The sequence below is a fragment of the Stieleria mannarensis genome, assembly GCF_014154935.1.
Taxonomy (GTDB): Bacteria; Planctomycetota; Planctomycetia; order Pirellulales; family Pirellulaceae; genus Stieleria; species Stieleria mannarensis.
Genome location: NZ_JACEHH010000061.1, coordinates 16,487 through 34,139, shown reverse-complemented (window position 1 = coordinate 34,139; position 17,653 = coordinate 16,487). Strand labels below are relative to the sequence as shown.

Here is a 17,653-nt window from a genome sequence, read left to right as displayed (position 1 = left end):
GGCGACTCTATTCATCAACTGCGGACTCGGCTTGAGCGAATTCGGACGGCCTCTGGGAGAAAGACTGCCGGCAATCGCTCGAGCAGAAGAAGTAGGAATGACCTCGATACACTTCGGTTGCGACTGCCGAGCTTCGATTGATCCTCATGCCGCATACTGGATCGGTGACTACCTCGTCCTCAAAATCCTCCAGCCCGCGATCGATCCGCAAATAGCTATTGAGAAACCCGAGCAATCGCTGCTGAACCCAATCAGTCGCGGTATCTTCAAATGCTTCGTTCGGTGGAATCGAAAAGACGTCCTGTTCGTCCACTTTGACGATCGGAGGCGCGACCGATACCTCAAAACGAATCGACAGATCTGTGAACGCAACATCGTGTTCAACTGTGAATGCGACGCGGGCATTTACAGGAAACCTTTCGCAATAGCCAAATCGACAGGCAGAATGGCCGATCAATGCGTCACGAACGAGATTGGCGTTTGAGAAGTGATCTGCAAGGATCTCTAGCGACGGCCGGATGACGTTGTCGTTTAGGCTGGCCGCGATTTCAAGAAAGCGCTGGCGGCGTGCCTCAACTTCCGCCATCACTTGACGCGATTCTTCTTCGCTCCAGTACGGTTGCCTACTCGCGTTGTGGAGCTTCTCTTCAATCGACTTGGCGAAATCAGTAAGGCTGGCCATTGGTTCACCCATCCGTATAGACCACCAATATAGCCGGGAGGAGGCTTTTTCTCTGGCGTACAATCGAGCATTTAGATGCCGTCCGATCCGCAATCCTTCACGAAAAAGTTTTGATAATTCAGTTTTTCCTCGCGGCGTCGAGGTGGGAACACTGAGCGGTTGCGGCAAAAACTTGCAGCGTTCTGGTTTCAGACAAGAGGCTCATTTTTCGTACAGAAAACCCAAACAGCTCGTTTTCGCGAACGCTCAGAAGCAATGGTGATGCCGCCCGCTGTCCCCAGATCTCTTCGGATTCGCGAGCCTGTCACCGAAGCATACGGCAAATACTATGCCGAGACGTTCTGCCCCTCTTGTATCGCAGCCTTGGTACATCGAGAGCGACTACATCAATCGCCAATTCTGCTGTGAAGAAATCGCTGAGCGGGGCATCAAAACAGCGAACGGAGCGCTTTCATGACCTCTTCGATTTGAAGGGCCCTGCGATTAGGGGCGGTGTTTCATCGCAATACCGAGCGGAGTTGATTCGGTGAGTTCTAACATCAACGTGCAGCCGCCGGATGGGAAAGATTCGCATGGCCTTGGAATGCCCTCGAGGTCAATCGACAAGAATGGCCGTACGCCCGAAGAGCCTCAGAGTCGAATGGAAGAAGTTGAAGTTATTGAACAGGAATTGTCGGGGGGTGCGGCACCGAAGCAATGCGAATGTTCCTGCAAGATTCGGAATATCGCGATCCAATGCTGGGAATCGAGCGGATACACGGAGCTAAAAAAACTTGATTGTGACTTTGAGAGCGGAGTCGTGTATCTGCGCGGGATTGTTTCAAGCTTCTACTACAAGCAACTTGCTCAGGAAACGATTCGCCACATCGAGGGTATAAATCGGATCATAAACGAGATCGTAGTCAGGAAACCAAAGTAGTCTGGTGACTAGGTGGCGTACTCGAGACGAGCACGCACCGATTGCGGAGAGCTAGATGAGGCCTTCGGTACTTTCAGTAGATTTTCGTAGGCGCACGATCTCGACGAAACGAATCGGGTTGTGGTTAAGAAAACGCGGCGACGAGTCTGGCTAGCTCGTCCGTGTCTCTTATCCCAATCACAGTGACCACTCGGGAGCCAACTCGCCAAGAGGCCGCCAGTTGGCCGTCAAGTTGGGTGACGCGGCAGACCGTTCCTGCACACTCGATGCGAATGCTCGGCTCGTCGGCAAACCAATCATCCATTCTTGATTCATGCTCGAAGACAGCGAGATGCGATCGGTCGTCGCGCTGCCAAATGGCTTGGACGCATTTGCAGCAAGGCATATTTAGGACCACCAATTTCTTGCAGATGTAATCGCCCGGTGGGGCGTCGACGTTGCGAGGACGATAGCCGACTAGCTGAGCAACCTCATTCGGCGAAACGGTGCGTCCGGAATACGCGTCGGACAACTGCTGCTGAGCGGCTTGAGGATTCGCGTCAAGCAGATATGCATACGCCCGGAGTGGTTCTTGATGCCGATGGTTGGTGAGTGCTGCCCAGGACAACCCAAGAGCGATTACCGCAATGGCTGCAGTGGATAGGATGGCCCACCGCCATGGAGGCTCCTTTCGCGGCTTGATAACCTGCAATGTGCCCGGTTCGGTGGGGTGACGGGTCTCGTCCAAGGCCGCAGTGATACGCCTCCAAAGCATCTCGCGGGGAATATCGGGCAGAGTCAGCTTTCGCATTGCCATAGAAAGGGCAGAAAAAAACTCCAGTTGCTGCGAGCATTTCTCGCAATCTCTCACATGACTCTCGACGTCGACTCGCTGTGCGCCCGACAGCTCTCCGTCATAAAAGTCCGACAAGAGTTCTCTTGCATGCTGGCAATCCATGTGATGGCTCCCGAGACGCGCAGTCGAAGGCCAATTTGCTTGGCTTTCTATTGGATGGCAGCCGCTACGGAAAACTTCAATTCAACGGTGGTCTTTTCGAGCGAATTTTTCGGCAAGAGATTTCTGTGGAAATTCGTGAAGAAGTTGAGGCGTGGAGGCATCCAACTCTGGGATTCACAGGCGTTGTGATTACTGCGCAGGGATGCCTCGAGCCCCTTGCGGTGCATCGGAGAACCGCGCTGCAGCGGGGCCCTTCATGCTGCCTGCCAATTCTGTCTGTCCCCACAAACATTCTTCTCAAGAATGGAGCGATGACATGAGTCGAGAACTCTTATTAGATGCGAAGTTTCGTGCTTGGGTGAAAATCCGGATGATGTCAACGGTTCTCGCAGTTCTTGCTTCCGTCGTTGCTGCTCCGGCAGTGATGGGCCAAGAGCCGGTTCAGGGGCACCAGGCCGCGTCGGATATCGACGTCCGGTATTTTCACAAGAAACTGGAGCTTGCCCAACATGATCTGCAGACCGCACTCGATGCGAATCGTCGAATCCCGAACTTGAACTCGAAGTTGTCGCTGCTGCGACTGGAGAATCAAGTCACGTACGCTAAGAAACTGGTCGAGCAGGCTGGAAAACACGATGATATCGACCTGCACGAGAGCCATTTAGAATCACTTAAGAACGATCTCTCCCTCGCCGAGAAACAACTCGCGTGGGCAAAGAAGGCAAGTGAGTATGTTCGCGACGACGAGGTGAAGCGACAGGAACTCGTGGCTCAGTTGGCGCGTTTGGCGCTTGAGCGAGCAGAACAGCCTGAGGTCACGGCCGACCCAACACAGCATCTGCAGTGGCAGATCGACCGGTTGCGGTCAGAGCTGTTAGCTTTGCGGGTGGAATTCGAGCGTACACGATCGGCCCGTTAAGAACCGAGTGATTCAATGGTTCAGAAGTCGATTCAGTCGCACTGTCGGCACTGTGGTACCGACGTGGCATCGGTGGTGGGGCAACATCCCACGTTGGGTCCAGCCTGGGAAAGGACCAACGGATCGCCGCGACCACTCGGCGTCACCTGGCTGGAACACGAGCAAGCCTACAATTTCGCATTTCACGCCGGCAATGCTCGAAGCGTTTCATTGCTGATGTACCTCCAAGACGAATTGCGAGTTCCATGGCACTCGGTGACGCTTGATCCGCTCAAAAATAAGTCGGGGCCAATCTGGCATTGTCGTGTCCTTATTTCCGACGCGGGCGACGCCGAGTACTACGCCTATCAGGTTGATGGACCGATCGATGGCGCAGCTTCGCCGTGGCATTCATTCGATCCAGAAAAAGTGCTGCTCGACCCATACTCGCGAAGCATCTTCTTCCCAGCATGCTTCGATCGCGAAGCGGCCCGCTCGCCCGGATCGAATGCAGGTCGAGCGCCTCTGGGGCGGTTGGATGTGTGCCGATGTCCATTCAACTGGGGTGACGAGCAGCGCATCCGACACGGATCGGATTTAGTTATTTATGAGATGCACGTCCGTGGATTCACACAGCATCCGTCATCCAATGTTGACGCCGACAAACGTGGGACTTTTGCTGGCGTCGTCGAAAAGATTCCCTACTTGCAGGAACTGGGTGTAACGGCTGTTGAATTGATGCCAGTCTTTCAGTTCGACCCGGACGACAAAAACTATTGGGGCTACATGCCGCTCAATTTTTTCTCTCCACATCACGCCTACTCGTCTCACCAATCGTCGTGCGAGCAACACAGCCAGTTTCGCGAGATGGTACGTGAATTCCATGCGGCTGGCATCGAAGTCATCTTGGACGTCGTCTACAACCACACTTGCGAAGGGGATCACCGCGGGCCGACCTACTGTTACCGTGGTATTGACAACGATGTTTATTACGTCGCGTCAGGCGATCCCGGCTCGCCTTACGCCAACTACAGCGGAACTGGAAACACGCTCGACACTTCCCATCCGACGGTTCGTTCGCTGATCGTCGATAGTCTGCGTTACTGGGCGAAGGAAATGCACGTCGATGGATTCCGCTTCGACTTGGCTTCGGTCTTCTCAAGAGACTCTGCAGGAAACGTGAACCTGCAACAGCCACCGTTGTTTGACCAGATCGCAAGCGATCCCGACCTCGCCGACGTCCGCATGATCGCCGAACCGTGGGATGCTGCTGGTTTATATCAATTGGGCACTGCGTTTCCCGGCCAGACTTGGATGCAATGGAATGGTCGCTATCGCGATACATTGCAACGCTTCGTCCGGGGTGACTCTGGTATGGTGCCAGACCTGATGACTCGGTTGTACGGCAGTAGCGATGTGTTTCCAGACCATCCTTCGAAGTCATTCCATCCATTCCAAAGCGTCAATTACATCACGTCGCATGACGGCTCGACGCTGTACGATCTTTTGTCGTACAGCAATAGGCACAACCAAGCCAACGGCCACGACAATCAGGATGGGTCCACGGAGTATACCAACAATTGTGGCTGGGAGGGTGACACAAACGCCCCTCAGTCCGTCCTCGATTTTCGCAAACGCCAAGTCAAGAACTTCTGTTGCCTGCTCATGCTTTCGGCTGGAACGCCCATGTTTCGCATGGGTGATGAGTTCATGCACACGCAGGGCGGCAACAACAATCCCTACAACCAAGACAACGAAACAAGCTGGCTTGATTGGCGGCGGCTGGACGCAAATCAGGAAGTATTTCGCTTCTTCAAACGAATGATCGACTTTCGTAAGGCACATCCAACGCTCGGCGGCCCAATGTTCTGGCGAGAGGACATTCGTTGGCTTGGCGCCGAAAAGCCCGACGTTGACATGTCGAATGATTCCCGAGTCTTAGCTTTTCAACTGCGCTCTACACAAAATGTAGACGGGAGCGATCTTTACGTGCTGATCAACGGTTCCGCGGATTCACGTCGCTTCGCAATTCATTCGCGCGACGTTACATGGCAGAGAGTCATCGACACTTCACTGCCCAGCCCGCTGGATATTCAGTGTGACGATTCTGCGCTGAAAGTTGAGCAACACGCCTACCGGGTCAATCCAAATAGCGTCGTCGTCTTGCAGCAAATCACCCCGTCCATGGGAGGTAATCAAAAATGAAGACATATGCTTATTGGCTATTCTTGGTCGTCATGATCTCCAACGTCGCCACTGCGAGGGAATGGAATGACGCGTCAGGGAATTACAGCATATCCGCAGACATGATAGCGTTCAGCGAATCGACCGTCGTGCTCGAAAAGGCTAACCGCGACTTGGTTGCGGTACCGTTGGATCAGCTCTCGAAGTCCGACCGGGAATTCGTTGAAAGGGAAGCACAAAAAACTGAAAACGCGTCGGGAACCACTCAGATTTGGGAACTTAAGTCCGGCGTGAAGCTTCCGGGGCGACTCGTTGGATTTGACAAGCATCCTGTCGTCATCCAGCGTCGGCTGGGGAAGATTTACGTCAACGATCGTCGCTTCGAGAAAATTCCGGGCGTGTACCGTGCGATTATCCCCAAGATCGTGGAACACTTCACGGGAGAACAGTTCACCGGCAACCATGATTTTGAGGCATGGGCCAAAAAGCAAAAAGGTGAACCACGGACGTTCGAATGCGCCGGAATCATGCTTGAGCTCGAAGACGGCGACTTGTATTGCGCACCATTCTTCTTGTTTACCGACGAGGTTGTGGAAATGCTGAAGCCGGGTTGGGAACGTTGGCTGGCGGCCAAAGAGGACTACGAGGCAAAAGAAAAGGAATCATTCTTGGCGCATGCCCAGGCTGAGGCCTACCGGCAACAACAAATGCGAGTGCGGCAAATTCAGCAGTTACAACTCAATCTGCAAGCCTATGACGCTGGCGTGTTTGACCTCTGGGAAGTCACCATGGAACCGCCTCCCGGCGTCTACGGGATGCCGCTCAGTGTCGTCGTTCCTGCACGCAACAACGTCCAAGCCGCCCAGCTTGCCAAGCATCAAAACCCGAATTACGTCGTCGGCCCGATGCGAGTTGTGCCGCGCCGAAACTGAATCGGTACAGGCGTCTGGCCAGCTTTCGTTACGACGACTCCGATCTCCCACAGCAGTTGTAGCAGCCAGCGATGATTGCTCCGAACAGCCAGCCGAGGACGAAAATCTCGATGACACCGAGAATCGTTTCCCACCATGGCATGTCCCATCGCATGATCGTCGTTACATCGACACCATGCATCAGGCTGTTGAAAAAGCGAATCGCTACATTCTGCGGGACGGTCATCATCACGAAGACGCACCCCAGGTAAGAAAGGGCACTTGCGACGGCGATTGCAAAACCGAAGCGAGGAATGCTGAGTTTATTCATGACAGTTCTCTTTGCTGTTGGTCGGGTGATTCGGATGGCCGGGCATGTGCCGCATCATCAGTAAGTGGCAGCCGAGCATCAGCACCATGAACACGGTGAGTGTCACTCCCCCGCTTACGCCAAAGTAGGGAAGTACGAATACCAAAAGCATTGGCAAACCGCACCCGATCAACATGTGAAGGAAGTGTTTCATCGGTCTGGGACCCTATCTTTGAGGTGGAGGCGCTTGTTCTTTAGATGCGTGACTTCGATCGTTCTTCACCACCAATCGAAAGAATTTAACACTCTGACTGCCAAGTCGAGAAACAAGAATGCCGCAACGCTTCGTCGCCTTTCGTGACGGAAGCATTGCGGCGTTGACTGGCAGCCGGCCCGATGAAATGGCCTACTGATCTGAATGCTGGTGACCCGCATGCTCGTGATCGTGGCCCTGATGCGTTCCGGCCTTAATCAGCTTTTGGGCATTGGCAAGTGTTCCCGCCGGATCGGATTGGGCTTTCTTCGTACAGCCGTTACAGCAAAGATAGACGGGCTTTCCGTCGATCTCCAGCTTGATTGGATTTCCCATCGAACCGAGAAAGCTAGTGTTTGCAATGGCACAGTATTTTTGAGCTTCGATAGCCATTCGCTCGTCCATGGGGAGTTTGGCCAACGTTTCCGTGGAATCGCGGAGCTTCATCACCGCTTTTGCGGTCTTCTCACCATTTTTGACCGCGTCTTCCTTGCATGCTTTGCAGCACAAGAAGATCGGTTTACCTTCGATCATCACTTTCAAAGGTGTACCCATGGCTCCGAGACGGTCATAGGTCATGATGGGGCAGAAACGTTGGGCTTTGGCCAGTTTTTGGTCTTCGGCGGATAAGGCCGAAAGTGCCTCAGAGATCTTTTTCTCGTTCTTCATCATCGTTTCATGGTCGTGATTGGCCTCTCCGTGTTCATGTCCTTCATGTGCGAGACTAACGCCTGCCATCATCGCGACCATTAGCGTTGCCGTTAACTGCCGTGCAATCTTCATTCTTTTCTTCCGTTCATTTCGAGCAAGAGCGATCTATGTACCAGCAAGCTGCAACGGCCACTCACCGTCGCTGGGACTGAAGTTGGCATCGCTGGAAAATCGGTCGACGGTTTAGATGCATCTGCCGCCCGATCCTTCACGAAAATCGAGCATTTTTTTGTCGACGCTGGAACCGAAAATTCACGTTGAAAGCATGGCTGCTATCAAAACAGTAGATGCCGTTCGGACGGGTGCCGACATCGTTTTACCATCCCGAAATTGCCCGCATACCCGCTGCAGTCGCTGACGCCCAGTAACGCTGAACGCCAAGGTCAACCAGCACAATTGGAGCTTTGGGGGCAGGGACCTTCGCTGGCCGAGTCTTCGTAATTGCCACTCTGGGGTTGTCTCTGTACGCGACAACTTCAACCCCTTTTCTGAAACTTCGTAGATACCTTTATCGCCACGAAAACAGTTTATACCGCGAAGAATTCGAATCGCCTCTGCATCAAATAGCCATCGCGGTGTCACGAAAACCGATTTGTGATCGAAGCGGCGCGTTGCCGACGCGGTGCGTGACCTGCAAAGTAAATGCCAGAAGCGGGAGAGAAAAATGTCGCGTAGAAAATTGAATCAGTGTGTTCTTTGTATTGCCGTTGCGATGATCGCCGGTTTGACGATGGTGCAGAGTGCGGACGCACAACAGCGACCTCGCAGCATCGTTGAACGAAAGCAGCATCCCGGAAAGGGTTTTTGGGAAAATCAGCGCGCGTCGCGGAGTATCCAGCACGCGCGTGACTACTCTCGCGACCTGTATCGCTATTCTCGCGATGCTCAAGTCGTCAGCCCGGAGGTCGCGAAGGCTGAGTCTGTGGAGTTGGGTCGTAACATCGAAATGGCTCAAAAGGAATTGGCCGCGGTCGGCAAGCAGCATGAGGGTGACAAGCAGGTGCTAGCTTCGCTCGATTCGATCAATCAGCACATAGCCAAGGCGGCTGCGGTGCACAAAACACTGCACGAGGAGTGCTGCAAAGACTCACCCGACGGTGGCATCACGATGCACTGCTGCAGCGAGATTACCAAGGAGCTTGAAAAGGCTGCCGCGGAACACGCGGCCTTACTGCGAACGCTCGATCAGCGATCGAAAGCTGCGCCGGCTGAGAATAAGTAGCATGACGCCCTCAAGTCGCGATGCGCGGTTGGCACAGCCAATCCGCGCATCCGTCATCTGGCCTGAGCATCATCAATCTGATGCTATTGACCAAACTCAAACCATTTCCGACCGCAAAAGCGAATCAACGCGACGGCTCGTAAACGCTTTTCACCGGCGGCGATCATATTCATCATGTGATTGCAGCCCGGTTTTCGCGAATTCGCGAAGAAACGGATGTCCAAATGCATCCAATTGATCAACCGTCGGCAGAAACACTTATAGAGGATATTTCCATGCGAACCATAGATTTCTCGAAGCCTTCGTTGGCGTTAGCGCTCGCCGCGATACTTTTTCTCAGCGGTGGGGCGCATGCGACGGGACAAAACGTTCCAAACCAGAGTGATCCGGATGCCTCCAAGAGTCATGCCGGGCACAACACGCCGGCTGAGATCTCGCTAGCGGATCAACTTAGCGCGCTGCAAACCAAAGTTGCCGCGTTGGAAGCAGCGCTAAAGCAGAACCATCAGGCAACTGCTTCACCATCGGACGCCGGTGGGACAGGCATGCAGATGGGGTCGATGAGCAACAAGCCGATGGGCATGGGAATGATGTCTGGGAAGGGCGGCCAAAGCATGGCGGGAATGAATTCCGGTGGCCAAGGCATGGGTGGAATGAATTCCGGCGGACAGGGCATGCGTGGAATGGGCATGGGAATGATGTCTGGCATGGGCGACATGAATATGGGCGGCGCGTCGGGGCAAGGCATGGGCGGCATGGGTATGGATGGCATGAAAATGATGGGCGGTGGCATGGAAATGATGGGCCGGATGCAGGGCATGTCTTCCATGCAAATGACGACGACGCTGCCTGGCTTCCCCGGCGCCTCACATATCTACCACGTAGGTTCGACGAACTTTTTTCTCGACCACCCGCAGCACATCTCGCTCTCGCAGGAGCAACAGACCAAACTGAATCAGATCAAGAAGCAATCCTTATTGGACCAGGCCACTATCGACCGCTGGATCGACGCTGGCGAACAGGAATTGTGGGTACTCACCAGTGCCGATGCTCCTAACGCGACGGAGATCAAAGCCAAAGTGCGCGAAATCGAGAAGTTGCGCGGCGACAAACGAATCTCCTTCATTCAGGCGGTCGGAGAGGCCGCTCGAGTGTTAACAGACGAGCAACGTCAGGTTTTGGTAGGGCAACTTCCTGTGCAACATACGGTCGACCAACCTTAATCATCAAAACTCGAGTTGAGATGGCAATGGAGTGGCGAAGGACTGCGTCACTCAGCGAGCCACTAACTTCGCCAAACGACGATGATGCCCTTGTGTTGATTTGAAGCGGTGACGCACTGTGTATGTTGCCTACCGTGACTTAATGGTGGTCCATTCAGTACGGGGGATGGACGCCCGATGGAATAACTCCCATGGACACCGTGTCGGTCACCATCGTCGCATTCGGGATCATGCTTTTCAGTCTTGTGTCGGCACGACTTCGAGATAGTATCTTTACGCCGCCGATGGTGTTCGTTCTGTTTGGCTTGATGGTTGGCGATGTCGGCCTGCGACTCTTCTCGTTTCACTTCGAGAATGAGGCGATTCACTTGCTTGCTGAATTGACTTTGATCCTCGTGCTGTTTACCGATGCATCGCGGATTGACCTGCGGTTGTTGTGTCGGGAACACGATCTTCCCATACGGTTATTAACGATTGGACTACCGATTTCAATTGCGGTGGGAACTGTGTTTGCGTGGTGGTTGTTCGAGGATTTTGGGATTTGGCAGGCCGCAGTCTTGGCAACCATCGTAGCGCCAACGGATGCTGCGCTGGCCCACGCCTTTGTTGCCAACAAACTTGTTCCGGCTCGGATACGCCAATCAATCAGTGTGGAGAGTGGCCTGAATGACGGCCTCTGCTTACCTCTCTTTCTCGTGTTCATTTGCGGCGCGCGGTTGGCGGAGCATCCTGAAACGACGGGGTACTGGGCTCGCTTTGCAGCATTGCAGATCAGCCTGGGTCCGCTGGTGGGAATTGGGGTCGGCTATCTGGGTGGCAACCTGATCGAGCGTGCGGCGCAGCGTCATTGGATTAGCCATTCATTCCTGGAGCTCACCACGCTTGCCTTGGCGCTGGTTGCCTATGGTGCGGCGGAACTAGTCGGAGGCAACGGGTTTATCGCAGCCTTCTGCGCTGGACTGACCGTCGGAACGGTCTCGAAAGCAATTTGTAGAGCCATTCACGAGTTTGCCGAGGCGGAGGGGCAGTTGCTAACGCTGCTTATCTTCTTTGTACTCGGCGCAGTACTCGTACCAGGAGCGATCCACGACGTTTCGCTGATGAGTGTTATTTATGCGATCTTCGCGTTGTCGGTCATGCGTATTTTGCCAGTGGCGATCGCGCTGGCTGGCACGCGACTGCGTCATAACACGCGTTGGCTGATCGGTTGGTTTGGACCACGTGGGGTGGCATCCATTGTGTTTGCGATGATCTTGCTGGAAGAATATGCCGTGCCAGCACAACAGGAGATCTTTGCCGTGGCTCTGCTCACGGTCATGCTCAGTGTCTTTTGTCATGGGCTTACATCCAATCCTTTGGCGAAGCTGTATGCTCGTCGGATGGAGTCTTCCCGGCATGCGGCTGACGCTGCGGAACATAGGCCGGTCACTGAGATGCCGTTTCGTGGCCTGTGACTCATGTTCGCGTACGAGCGAGTCGTCGATGAACAAGCCATATCAGCGCAGGTGGAATTACCAGCCATTGCAGAATGGGTGAGAGCCCGATGCCAAAGACTATCGGCATCAGCGGCCCATACTCCCACGTCTTGGCGACTGCCGTATTATGCCACTCGCTGTAGATGGTGTAACTCAGTCCGATCAATGTAAACACCGTAGCAGCGAGTAAACGAGGTTCGCGAAGCCAGTGACGCGTCCGGAAAGCCAGGCAAGTTAGCCAAAACGCAGCCAGCAGGATCATCATGTCTCCCACCGTGCAGTGCAGACGAGTCCAAATAACGTACCACGCTCCTTGAGAGTGGTCCGCATAAAGCGGCGAGTGCAGAAACTCCCAAGTGCCGTTCAACAGACCACCCCAACACACCAGCGTCACCTCTGGCGCTCTCGCCCATTTCAAGATATTGCTCCTCGCTTGCTTGCTGTTCCTGCACCTGATGGTCAGCTGACCTTCAGTATAGAACTCAAAATGCGAGAAAAATCACATGTGTACGCGAAGAATCGCTGCTGAACCTGCATCCAACACGGCAACGGGAGTCTTTTTGATTGGATGGCCCGGTCCGCAACTGAGACCGTTTCGCTACAGGAGTCATCAAAATGGAAAGCCGAACTGTCGATGACATTTTTCAAGATGCAATCGGTCGTCTCGATCGAGCGGCCGAATATGCTGACCTGGATGGCGAAGCACTGGAGCGACTACGGTATCCCAAAGCCATGCTACAGGTTTCGATCCCCGTTCGCATGGACGATGGCTCGCTAAAAATCTTCCAGGGCTATCGAGTTCGTCACGACGATACACGCGGGCCCACCAAAGGCGGGATTCGCTTCCACCCCAATGTACATCCAGGCGAAGTGAAGGCCCTTGCCTTCTGGATGACTTGTAAGTGCGCGGTTGCCGGCATTCCATTCGGGGGCGGAAAAGGTGGCGTGATCGTTGATCCTAAGCAACTCTCGCGAATGGAGTTGGAACGACTCAGTCGTGGATTCATCGAACAAGTCGCCGACTTCATCGGGCCCGAAACGGATGTTCCCGCCCCGGACGTCTACACCAACCCGATGATCATGGGCTGGATGATGGACGAGTATTCCAAGATTCGTCGGCGACGGACACCTGACGTCATTACGGGTAAGCCCATTCCACTGGGCGGAAGCCTCGGACGCGACGATGCGACTGGGCGCGGCGCTTATTACTGCATCAAAGAACTTGAACGGCGTAGGGCTTGGAAGCCGGCGGATATTCGTGTGGCTATCCAGGGATTTGGCAATGCGGGCCAACATGTGGCCCGTCTCTTGCATAACGACGCCTACCGAATCGTGGCGATCAGTGATTCACGAGGTGGCATTTTCCGGGAACAAGGTCTTGATATTCCCCGTGCGATTGAACTTAAGAACCAGCGAGCTTCCGTTTCAGACGTGTATCCCGCTCGCAGTGTTTGCGATTGTCCTATCTGCGGTTGCACTGAATGTCATTGCAATCCACAGGATTCCGCCATCGGCGATGTGATCAGCAACGCAGAGCTGCTGGAGCTCGATGTCGACGTACTGATTCCCGCCGCATTGGAGAACCAGATAACGACCGACAATGTGGAGCGTATCCCAGCGTCCATTGTGGTCGAGGTCGCCAACGGTCCGACCTCCAGTGACGCCGACGAATCGTTCGCCAGGAAGGGGACGCTTGTCGTGCCAGACATTCTTGCCAACTCAGGCGGAGTCACGGTCAGTTACTTTGAATGGACCCAGAATCGAAGTGGCTACTATTGGACAGAAAACGAAGTGCACGAGAGACTGCGGACCATCATGGTGCGCGAGTTCAATACGATTTACGACCTGATGACGGAAAAGCAGATCGACATGCGGACGGCCGCTTACACGCACGCCCTGAATCGATTGAGCGACGCGATTGAGGCTCAAGGGACGAGCCGGTTCTTTTCCAACCACATCGCGCATACCCCCAAGGAAACGCCAACAACATGACTTATGTTTCCAAAGCACTTGTTGTTTCGCTCGCGGCTGCTGTCATCGCCATCTTAGCGCCAGCCACCTTGCCTGCGCACGCTCAGGTGTCACCCGAAGAGCACGCTAAGCATCATCCTGAGCAGGCGCGGGGAGGGGGCCCTCAGGGCGCCGGCGAACAAGGTGGCGGCATGATGGGCGGAGGCATGGGAGGCATGATGGGTGGAGAAAGGGGCGGGATGATGGGGGGCGGCATGGGCGGCATGGGAGGCATGATGGAAAAGATGGGCGCGCCCAAGCCCAAGGAGTTGTATCCCAAGCTGATGGACCTTCCCGACCTGCCGATGGAAGAGCGAACGAAAATCCAACAGGAAGCTCATCAGCGGATGATGGATGGAACGACGCTCCTGTCCAGCGGACTCGATGAATTGGCGCTCGCTGCCAGTACCGATGACTTTCAAACGATGCAGAACGCGACAGCCAAAATGCGCGAAGGGCTGGCTCAATTCGAGAGCGGTCTTGCCGCGCATCGGGCGATTGCTGAGGGCAAAGAGCCGCGCAATGTAGCGATCCAGTGGTTTCGACGGGAGATGAATCTGCTGCCAGTGGCGCGAGCCGAACCCGATTTTCGGTTGCTGGGAATGTCGGCGTTCCACACTGCGATCATGGTCGTGTTGGTTGCTTTTGCAGCTGCAATGATCTGGATGTACTTCTTCAAGATGAAGCGGGCTACCGAGCTGATGAAGCAATTGGCGGCCGCAAGTCCGTCCGGTGATACGCCCATCGTTGCTCCGGCCGGACAACCTGCTTCACCATCGCCAGCGGCAGTCGCCACGCCGCGAACATCCGCAGCAGTTGCAGCCGCGCCAGGAACCAGTCAAAGTGCTGCCGCCGAGCACGACTGTTGCAGCGATTCCGATGTCTCTTGTGATGACGAATCGGTCGTCGAAGGGACTGGTATTTCCACGGGCCTTTTACGAGTCGCCAAGCGGAAGTTGTGTCGTTTAAGAGTAGCAAGGATCTTTCAGGAAACAGATGACGTCAAAACGTTTCGGTTGGTCGCCTGCCACGGGGGCGCACTTCCCTTTAGTTATCTGCCGGGACAATTCCTGACGCTCACGCTGCCGGCAGGTGAGAAGCCGATTCGCCGCAGCTACACGATTTCTTCCTCGCCAACGCAAGGTTTCTACTGTGAGATCTCGGTTAAGCGCGAAGATCAAGGCGCGGGATCGCGTTACTTGCATGACCACGTCAAAGAAGGCGACACCCTAGAAGCGCAGGCGCCCAGCGGAAAGTTCATCTTTACCGGAAGCGAAGCCAACAGCATTGTGCTGATCGCCGGAGGCGTGGGAATCACACCGATGATGAGTATCACGCGCGCCCTGACCGACATGGGATGGCAGGGTGACATCTATTTTATCGCCGCTTGCCGTGACACCAAGCATTTTATTTTTCAAGAAGAACTAAGGCGACTCCAGGAGCGAAACGCCAACTTGCACGTGTTTGTTGCGATGAGTCGAATGAAGGATTCGGTCGACGGATACTTTGCTGGTCGTCTGACCAAGGAGCGACTGGCCGAGTGGGTGCCGGACATTGCGTCGAAATGGGTCCATTTGTGCGGCGCTCCCCCGATGATGGATGCGATCAAGCAAATGCTTGTCGATCTTGATGTCCCGACAGACAGAATCCACACCGAGAACTTCGGCTCTCAACAGAAGCCGCATGTCAAAGCCGCCCAACGAGAACAGGCAGCCGAGACAGCGGATGCGACACGAGCTGCGTCTCCAGTTGCCGCCGCCGTTACGTTCGCAGCGTCAGGCAAATCGACGCCGCTGCAGCCGGACGAAACAGTTCTGGAAGCGGCGGAGCGTGAGGGTGTCGACATTGACTATTCCTGTCGCGTTGGAATGTGCGGAGTTTGCCGAGTCAAATTGTTAGCGGGAAACGTCTCGATGGAAGTCGACTACGGTCTGGAACCCGAAGACAAAGCGGCCGGAATGATTCTGGCCTGCCAGGCAAAATCGACGGAAGACGTTACCGTGGAGGCGTGACATGAAAGAAAAGGAACGCCTCATTGTTGCCGGCCTGGTGATATTGATGCTCGTGCTCTGGCTCGGGTTTCCGTTTCACCAGTCGCCACGGTTTGCCGGCAGCTTGTGGGGCGGTATTCTCGGCATCACCGGCGCGGTTCTGATGCTTTTCCCACTGTTCTATGTCTTCATCAAACGCATCAAGCCGCTGAAAAAGAAGATCACCCAGTATGTTTCGATGCGAACGCTATTGGCCTGGCATATCTATGCCGGCGTGCTCGGCCCGATCTTGGTGGTGATCCACAGCGGGCACAAATACGAAAGTCCGCTAGGCATCGCATTGACCGCCATGACGCTGCTGGTTGTGGTCAGCGGGTTCGTGGGCCGCTACCTGATGAACCAGTTTTCGCAGGAGATTCGAGAGAAAAAAGCGTTGCTTGAGTTGCTACAAACGGCTTACCGCCAGGCAACCAATGATCTCGCCGCCGCGCCCGAACACGCCGAAGCAATCAGAACCATTTCGGGCTTTTTTAGTCGACTGCTGGCTAGCTTGTTTCTCCGTGACACAGTCACGGAATCCGCCATAACAACGACGGTGCCTTCGCCACCGGGGGTCTTGTTGCGGCTTTCGGAGTCTATCGCCGATGTGGAGTACTCGATCAAGACGCACGAAAACTTCAAAATCTGGTTCGGCAAGTGGCTCAAGTTTCACATCGTGATCTCGATCATTCTCTACGTGCTGATGGCGCTGCACATCTGGGCAGCGATTCACTTTGGGTTGAGGTGGATATGAGCCGCAGTCAACGGCCGCAAAGGCATTGGGGGATTCACCACGGACGTTGGGCAGCGATCCCGTTGGGATTCGTTCTGGTATGGCTGATCACCCCTGCCGAATCCTCATGGAAACAGGCGGCAACCTGGCAGCGACTGGCGGAACCAGGCTCTCTTTCGGCTTCCCACGCGCACCTGGAAAATAATTGCGCGGCCTGCCACACATCGGTCACCGGTGTCGAGACGTCCAAGTGCATCGCCTGCCACGCAAATAACGAATCCTTATTGCAGCGACAGCCGACGTCATTCCATGCCAGTATCAGCAGTTGTACCGAGTGCCATTTGGAGCACCGGGGATGGGGCGAGCGGCCGACAAACATGGATCACGAGGCGTTAGCAGACATCGGTATGCGACAACTCATGCAAGGTGCTGGCGACACGGAGAACCATGGTCTGGGTGCTCAATTAGATTCTTGGAGCGATCGCGGCGCTGCGCCGCACATGCATATCAGCCTCAAAGAGGCAACTCTGAACTGTGCGACGTGCCACGCAAACGACGATCGCCATTTCCAGTTATTCGGTCACGATTGTGCTCAATGCCATGCAACGGACCGCTGGACGATTCCCGAGTTCCAACATCCCTCTGCAACCTCCAAAGATTGTGCCCAGTGTCACCAAGCGCCGCCGAGTCACTACATGATGCATTTCAAGATGATTTCGGCGCGTGTTGCCGGCAAGCCGCACGCCCGTGTCGACCAATGCTTCCAGTGTCACCAAACCACCTCGTGGAACGACATTCTGGGCGCCGGCTTGTACAAGCACCACTAGCGAAATGAAGCTTCAAGTGTTGGAATCTGCTGACTGCCATTCGCGCTCTGTACCACGAATCCTGGACATTGGCGGGGAGGGTCGATATGCGCATGCGTGGAACCTCAATCCCAGTTCAGTTCGCACCCTTGGAAGTCAACGGGGATCGGCGATTCCGCGGCACATCCTGGGCCGCGCGGATCAAATCCCTCTGCCCGACAATTGCGTCCAGCTGGTTATCTGCGAACGGACTCCGTTGCGAAACGACGCTTACCTTGAAATCAAACGCGTGGTTGCGCCCGACGGGTTCGTTTTACTTCGTCACGCCCTGCCGCCGTGTGATGATCCG

The 17,653-nt window shown here is 54.8% G+C and carries 15 protein-coding genes; 11 read left to right on the top strand and 4 right to left on the bottom strand.

The window, feature by feature from the left end:
• Positions 1–7 precede the first annotated feature (7 nt).
• Positions 8–682, bottom strand: coding sequence for a YHS domain-containing protein (locus tag H1B37_RS28445; protein WP_182870671.1), 675 nt, complete (start codon positions 680–682; stop codon positions 8–10).
• Positions 683–1,208: 526 nt separating this feature from the next.
• Between H1B37_RS28445 and H1B37_RS28440 the strand changes: the two genes are divergently transcribed.
• Positions 1,209–1,601 carry a BON domain-containing protein gene (locus tag H1B37_RS28440; RefSeq protein ID WP_182870670.1) on the top strand — a complete coding sequence of 131 codons (393 nt, stop codon included), beginning with the start codon at positions 1,209–1,211 and terminating at the stop codon, positions 1,599–1,601.
• A gap of 124 nt (positions 1,602–1,725) precedes the next feature.
• On the opposite strand, the gene H1B37_RS28435 is transcribed toward H1B37_RS28440, so the two are convergent.
• Positions 1,726–2,538, bottom strand: coding sequence for an anti-sigma factor (locus H1B37_RS28435; RefSeq protein WP_182870669.1), 813 nt, complete (start codon positions 2,536–2,538; stop codon positions 1,726–1,728).
• Between the two features lie 316 nt (positions 2,539–2,854).
• On the opposite strand from H1B37_RS28435, the gene H1B37_RS28430 reads away from it, so the two are divergent.
• Genes H1B37_RS28430 through H1B37_RS28420 form a run of 3 tightly spaced genes read left to right on the top strand, consistent with a single transcriptional unit; the run spans position 2,855 to position 6,552 of the window.
• Entirely contained in the window at positions 2,855–3,457 is a 603-nt protein-coding gene (locus tag H1B37_RS28430) for a hypothetical protein (protein ID WP_182870668.1), read from the top strand.
• A 15-nt stretch (positions 3,458–3,472) separates the two neighbouring features.
• Positions 3,473–5,641, top strand: coding sequence for a glycogen debranching protein (locus H1B37_RS28425; protein ID WP_182870667.1), 2,169 nt, complete (start codon positions 3,473–3,475; stop codon positions 5,639–5,641).
• A 32-nt stretch (positions 5,642–5,673) separates the two neighbouring features.
• Positions 5,674–6,552 carry an SHD1 domain-containing protein gene (locus tag H1B37_RS28420; protein WP_286178301.1) on the top strand — a complete coding sequence of 293 codons (879 nt, stop codon included), beginning with the start codon at positions 5,674–5,676 and terminating at the stop codon, positions 6,550–6,552.
• Between the two features lie 28 nt (positions 6,553–6,580).
• Here H1B37_RS28420 and H1B37_RS28415 read toward each other — a convergent pair whose 3' ends face one another.
• A complete protein-coding gene (locus H1B37_RS28415; RefSeq protein ID WP_182870665.1) occupies positions 6,581–6,862 on the bottom strand; it encodes a DUF5676 family membrane protein in 282 nt (93 codons plus the stop codon).
• A 385-nt stretch (positions 6,863–7,247) separates the two neighbouring features.
• The gene (locus tag H1B37_RS28410; protein WP_182870664.1) at positions 7,248–7,877 is read right to left on the bottom strand and encodes a hypothetical protein; all 630 of its coding nucleotides are present in this window, start codon (positions 7,875–7,877) and stop codon (positions 7,248–7,250) included.
• A gap of 550 nt (positions 7,878–8,427) precedes the next feature.
• Here H1B37_RS28410 and H1B37_RS28405 point away from each other — a divergent pair.
• The 7 genes from H1B37_RS28405 to H1B37_RS28375 all read left to right on the top strand — a co-directional run bounded on the left by H1B37_RS28405 (position 8,428) and on the right by H1B37_RS28375 (position 17,325).
• Complete coding sequence (locus H1B37_RS28405) at positions 8,428–9,027, top strand: hypothetical protein (RefSeq protein WP_182870663.1); 600 nt, start codon at positions 8,428–8,430, stop codon at positions 9,025–9,027.
• A 224-nt stretch (positions 9,028–9,251) separates the two neighbouring features.
• Positions 9,252–10,250, top strand: coding sequence for a Spy/CpxP family protein refolding chaperone (locus H1B37_RS28400; RefSeq protein WP_182870662.1), 999 nt, complete (start codon positions 9,252–9,254; stop codon positions 10,248–10,250).
• 191 nt (positions 10,251–10,441) lie between these two features.
• Positions 10,442–11,704, top strand: coding sequence for a cation:proton antiporter (locus tag H1B37_RS28395; RefSeq protein ID WP_182870661.1), 1,263 nt, complete (start codon positions 10,442–10,444; stop codon positions 11,702–11,704).
• Between the two features lie 636 nt (positions 11,705–12,340).
• A complete protein-coding gene (locus tag H1B37_RS28390) occupies positions 12,341–13,717 on the top strand; it encodes a Glu/Leu/Phe/Val family dehydrogenase (protein WP_182870660.1) in 1,377 nt (458 codons plus the stop codon).
• Positions 13,714–15,747 carry a 2Fe-2S iron-sulfur cluster-binding protein gene (locus H1B37_RS28385; RefSeq protein WP_182870659.1) on the top strand — a complete coding sequence of 678 codons (2,034 nt, stop codon included), beginning with the start codon at positions 13,714–13,716 and terminating at the stop codon, positions 15,745–15,747. Before H1B37_RS28390 ends, H1B37_RS28385 begins: the two co-directional genes overlap by 4 nt.
• A gap of 1 nt (position 15,748) precedes the next feature.
• Positions 15,749–16,519 (top strand): hypothetical protein, encoded by a 771-nt coding sequence (locus H1B37_RS28380; protein ID WP_182870658.1) that lies wholly within the window; start codon positions 15,749–15,751, stop codon positions 16,517–16,519.
• A 62-nt stretch (positions 16,520–16,581) separates the two neighbouring features.
• Positions 16,582–17,325 (top strand): cytochrome c3 family protein, encoded by a 744-nt coding sequence (locus H1B37_RS28375; protein ID WP_286178300.1) that lies wholly within the window; start codon positions 16,582–16,584, stop codon positions 17,323–17,325.
• The last annotated feature ends 328 nt before the right edge of the window (positions 17,326–17,653 follow it).

What these genes read in the sequence shown, in the direction of transcription:
- H1B37_RS28445 (WP_182870671.1), bottom strand. Translation starts at nt 682, where the DNA reads ATGGCCAGCCTTACTGATTTCGCCAAGTCGATTGAAGAGAAGCTCCAC.
- H1B37_RS28435 (WP_182870669.1), bottom strand. Translation starts at nt 2,538, where the DNA reads ATGGATTGCCAGCATGCAAGAGAACTCTTGTCGGACTTTTATGACGGA.
- H1B37_RS28430 (WP_182870668.1), top strand. Translation starts at nt 2,855, where the DNA reads ATGAGTCGAGAACTCTTATTAGATGCGAAGTTTCGTGCTTGGGTGAAA.
- H1B37_RS28425 (WP_182870667.1), top strand. Translation starts at nt 3,473, where the DNA reads ATGGTTCAGAAGTCGATTCAGTCGCACTGTCGGCACTGTGGTACCGAC.
- H1B37_RS28420 (WP_286178301.1), top strand. Translation starts at nt 5,674, where the DNA reads ATGATCTCCAACGTCGCCACTGCGAGGGAATGGAATGACGCGTCAGGG.
- H1B37_RS28415 (WP_182870665.1), bottom strand. Translation starts at nt 6,862, where the DNA reads ATGAATAAACTCAGCATTCCTCGCTTCGGTTTTGCAATCGCCGTCGCA.
- H1B37_RS28410 (WP_182870664.1), bottom strand. Translation starts at nt 7,877, where the DNA reads ATGAAGATTGCACGGCAGTTAACGGCAACGCTAATGGTCGCGATGATG.
- H1B37_RS28400 (WP_182870662.1), top strand. Translation starts at nt 9,252, where the DNA reads ATGCATCCAATTGATCAACCGTCGGCAGAAACACTTATAGAGGATATT.
- H1B37_RS28395 (WP_182870661.1), top strand. Translation starts at nt 10,442, where the DNA reads ATGGACACCGTGTCGGTCACCATCGTCGCATTCGGGATCATGCTTTTC.
- H1B37_RS28390 (WP_182870660.1), top strand. Translation starts at nt 12,341, where the DNA reads ATGGAAAGCCGAACTGTCGATGACATTTTTCAAGATGCAATCGGTCGT.
- H1B37_RS28385 (WP_182870659.1), top strand. Translation starts at nt 13,714, where the DNA reads ATGACTTATGTTTCCAAAGCACTTGTTGTTTCGCTCGCGGCTGCTGTC.
- H1B37_RS28380 (WP_182870658.1), top strand. Translation starts at nt 15,749, where the DNA reads ATGAAAGAAAAGGAACGCCTCATTGTTGCCGGCCTGGTGATATTGATG.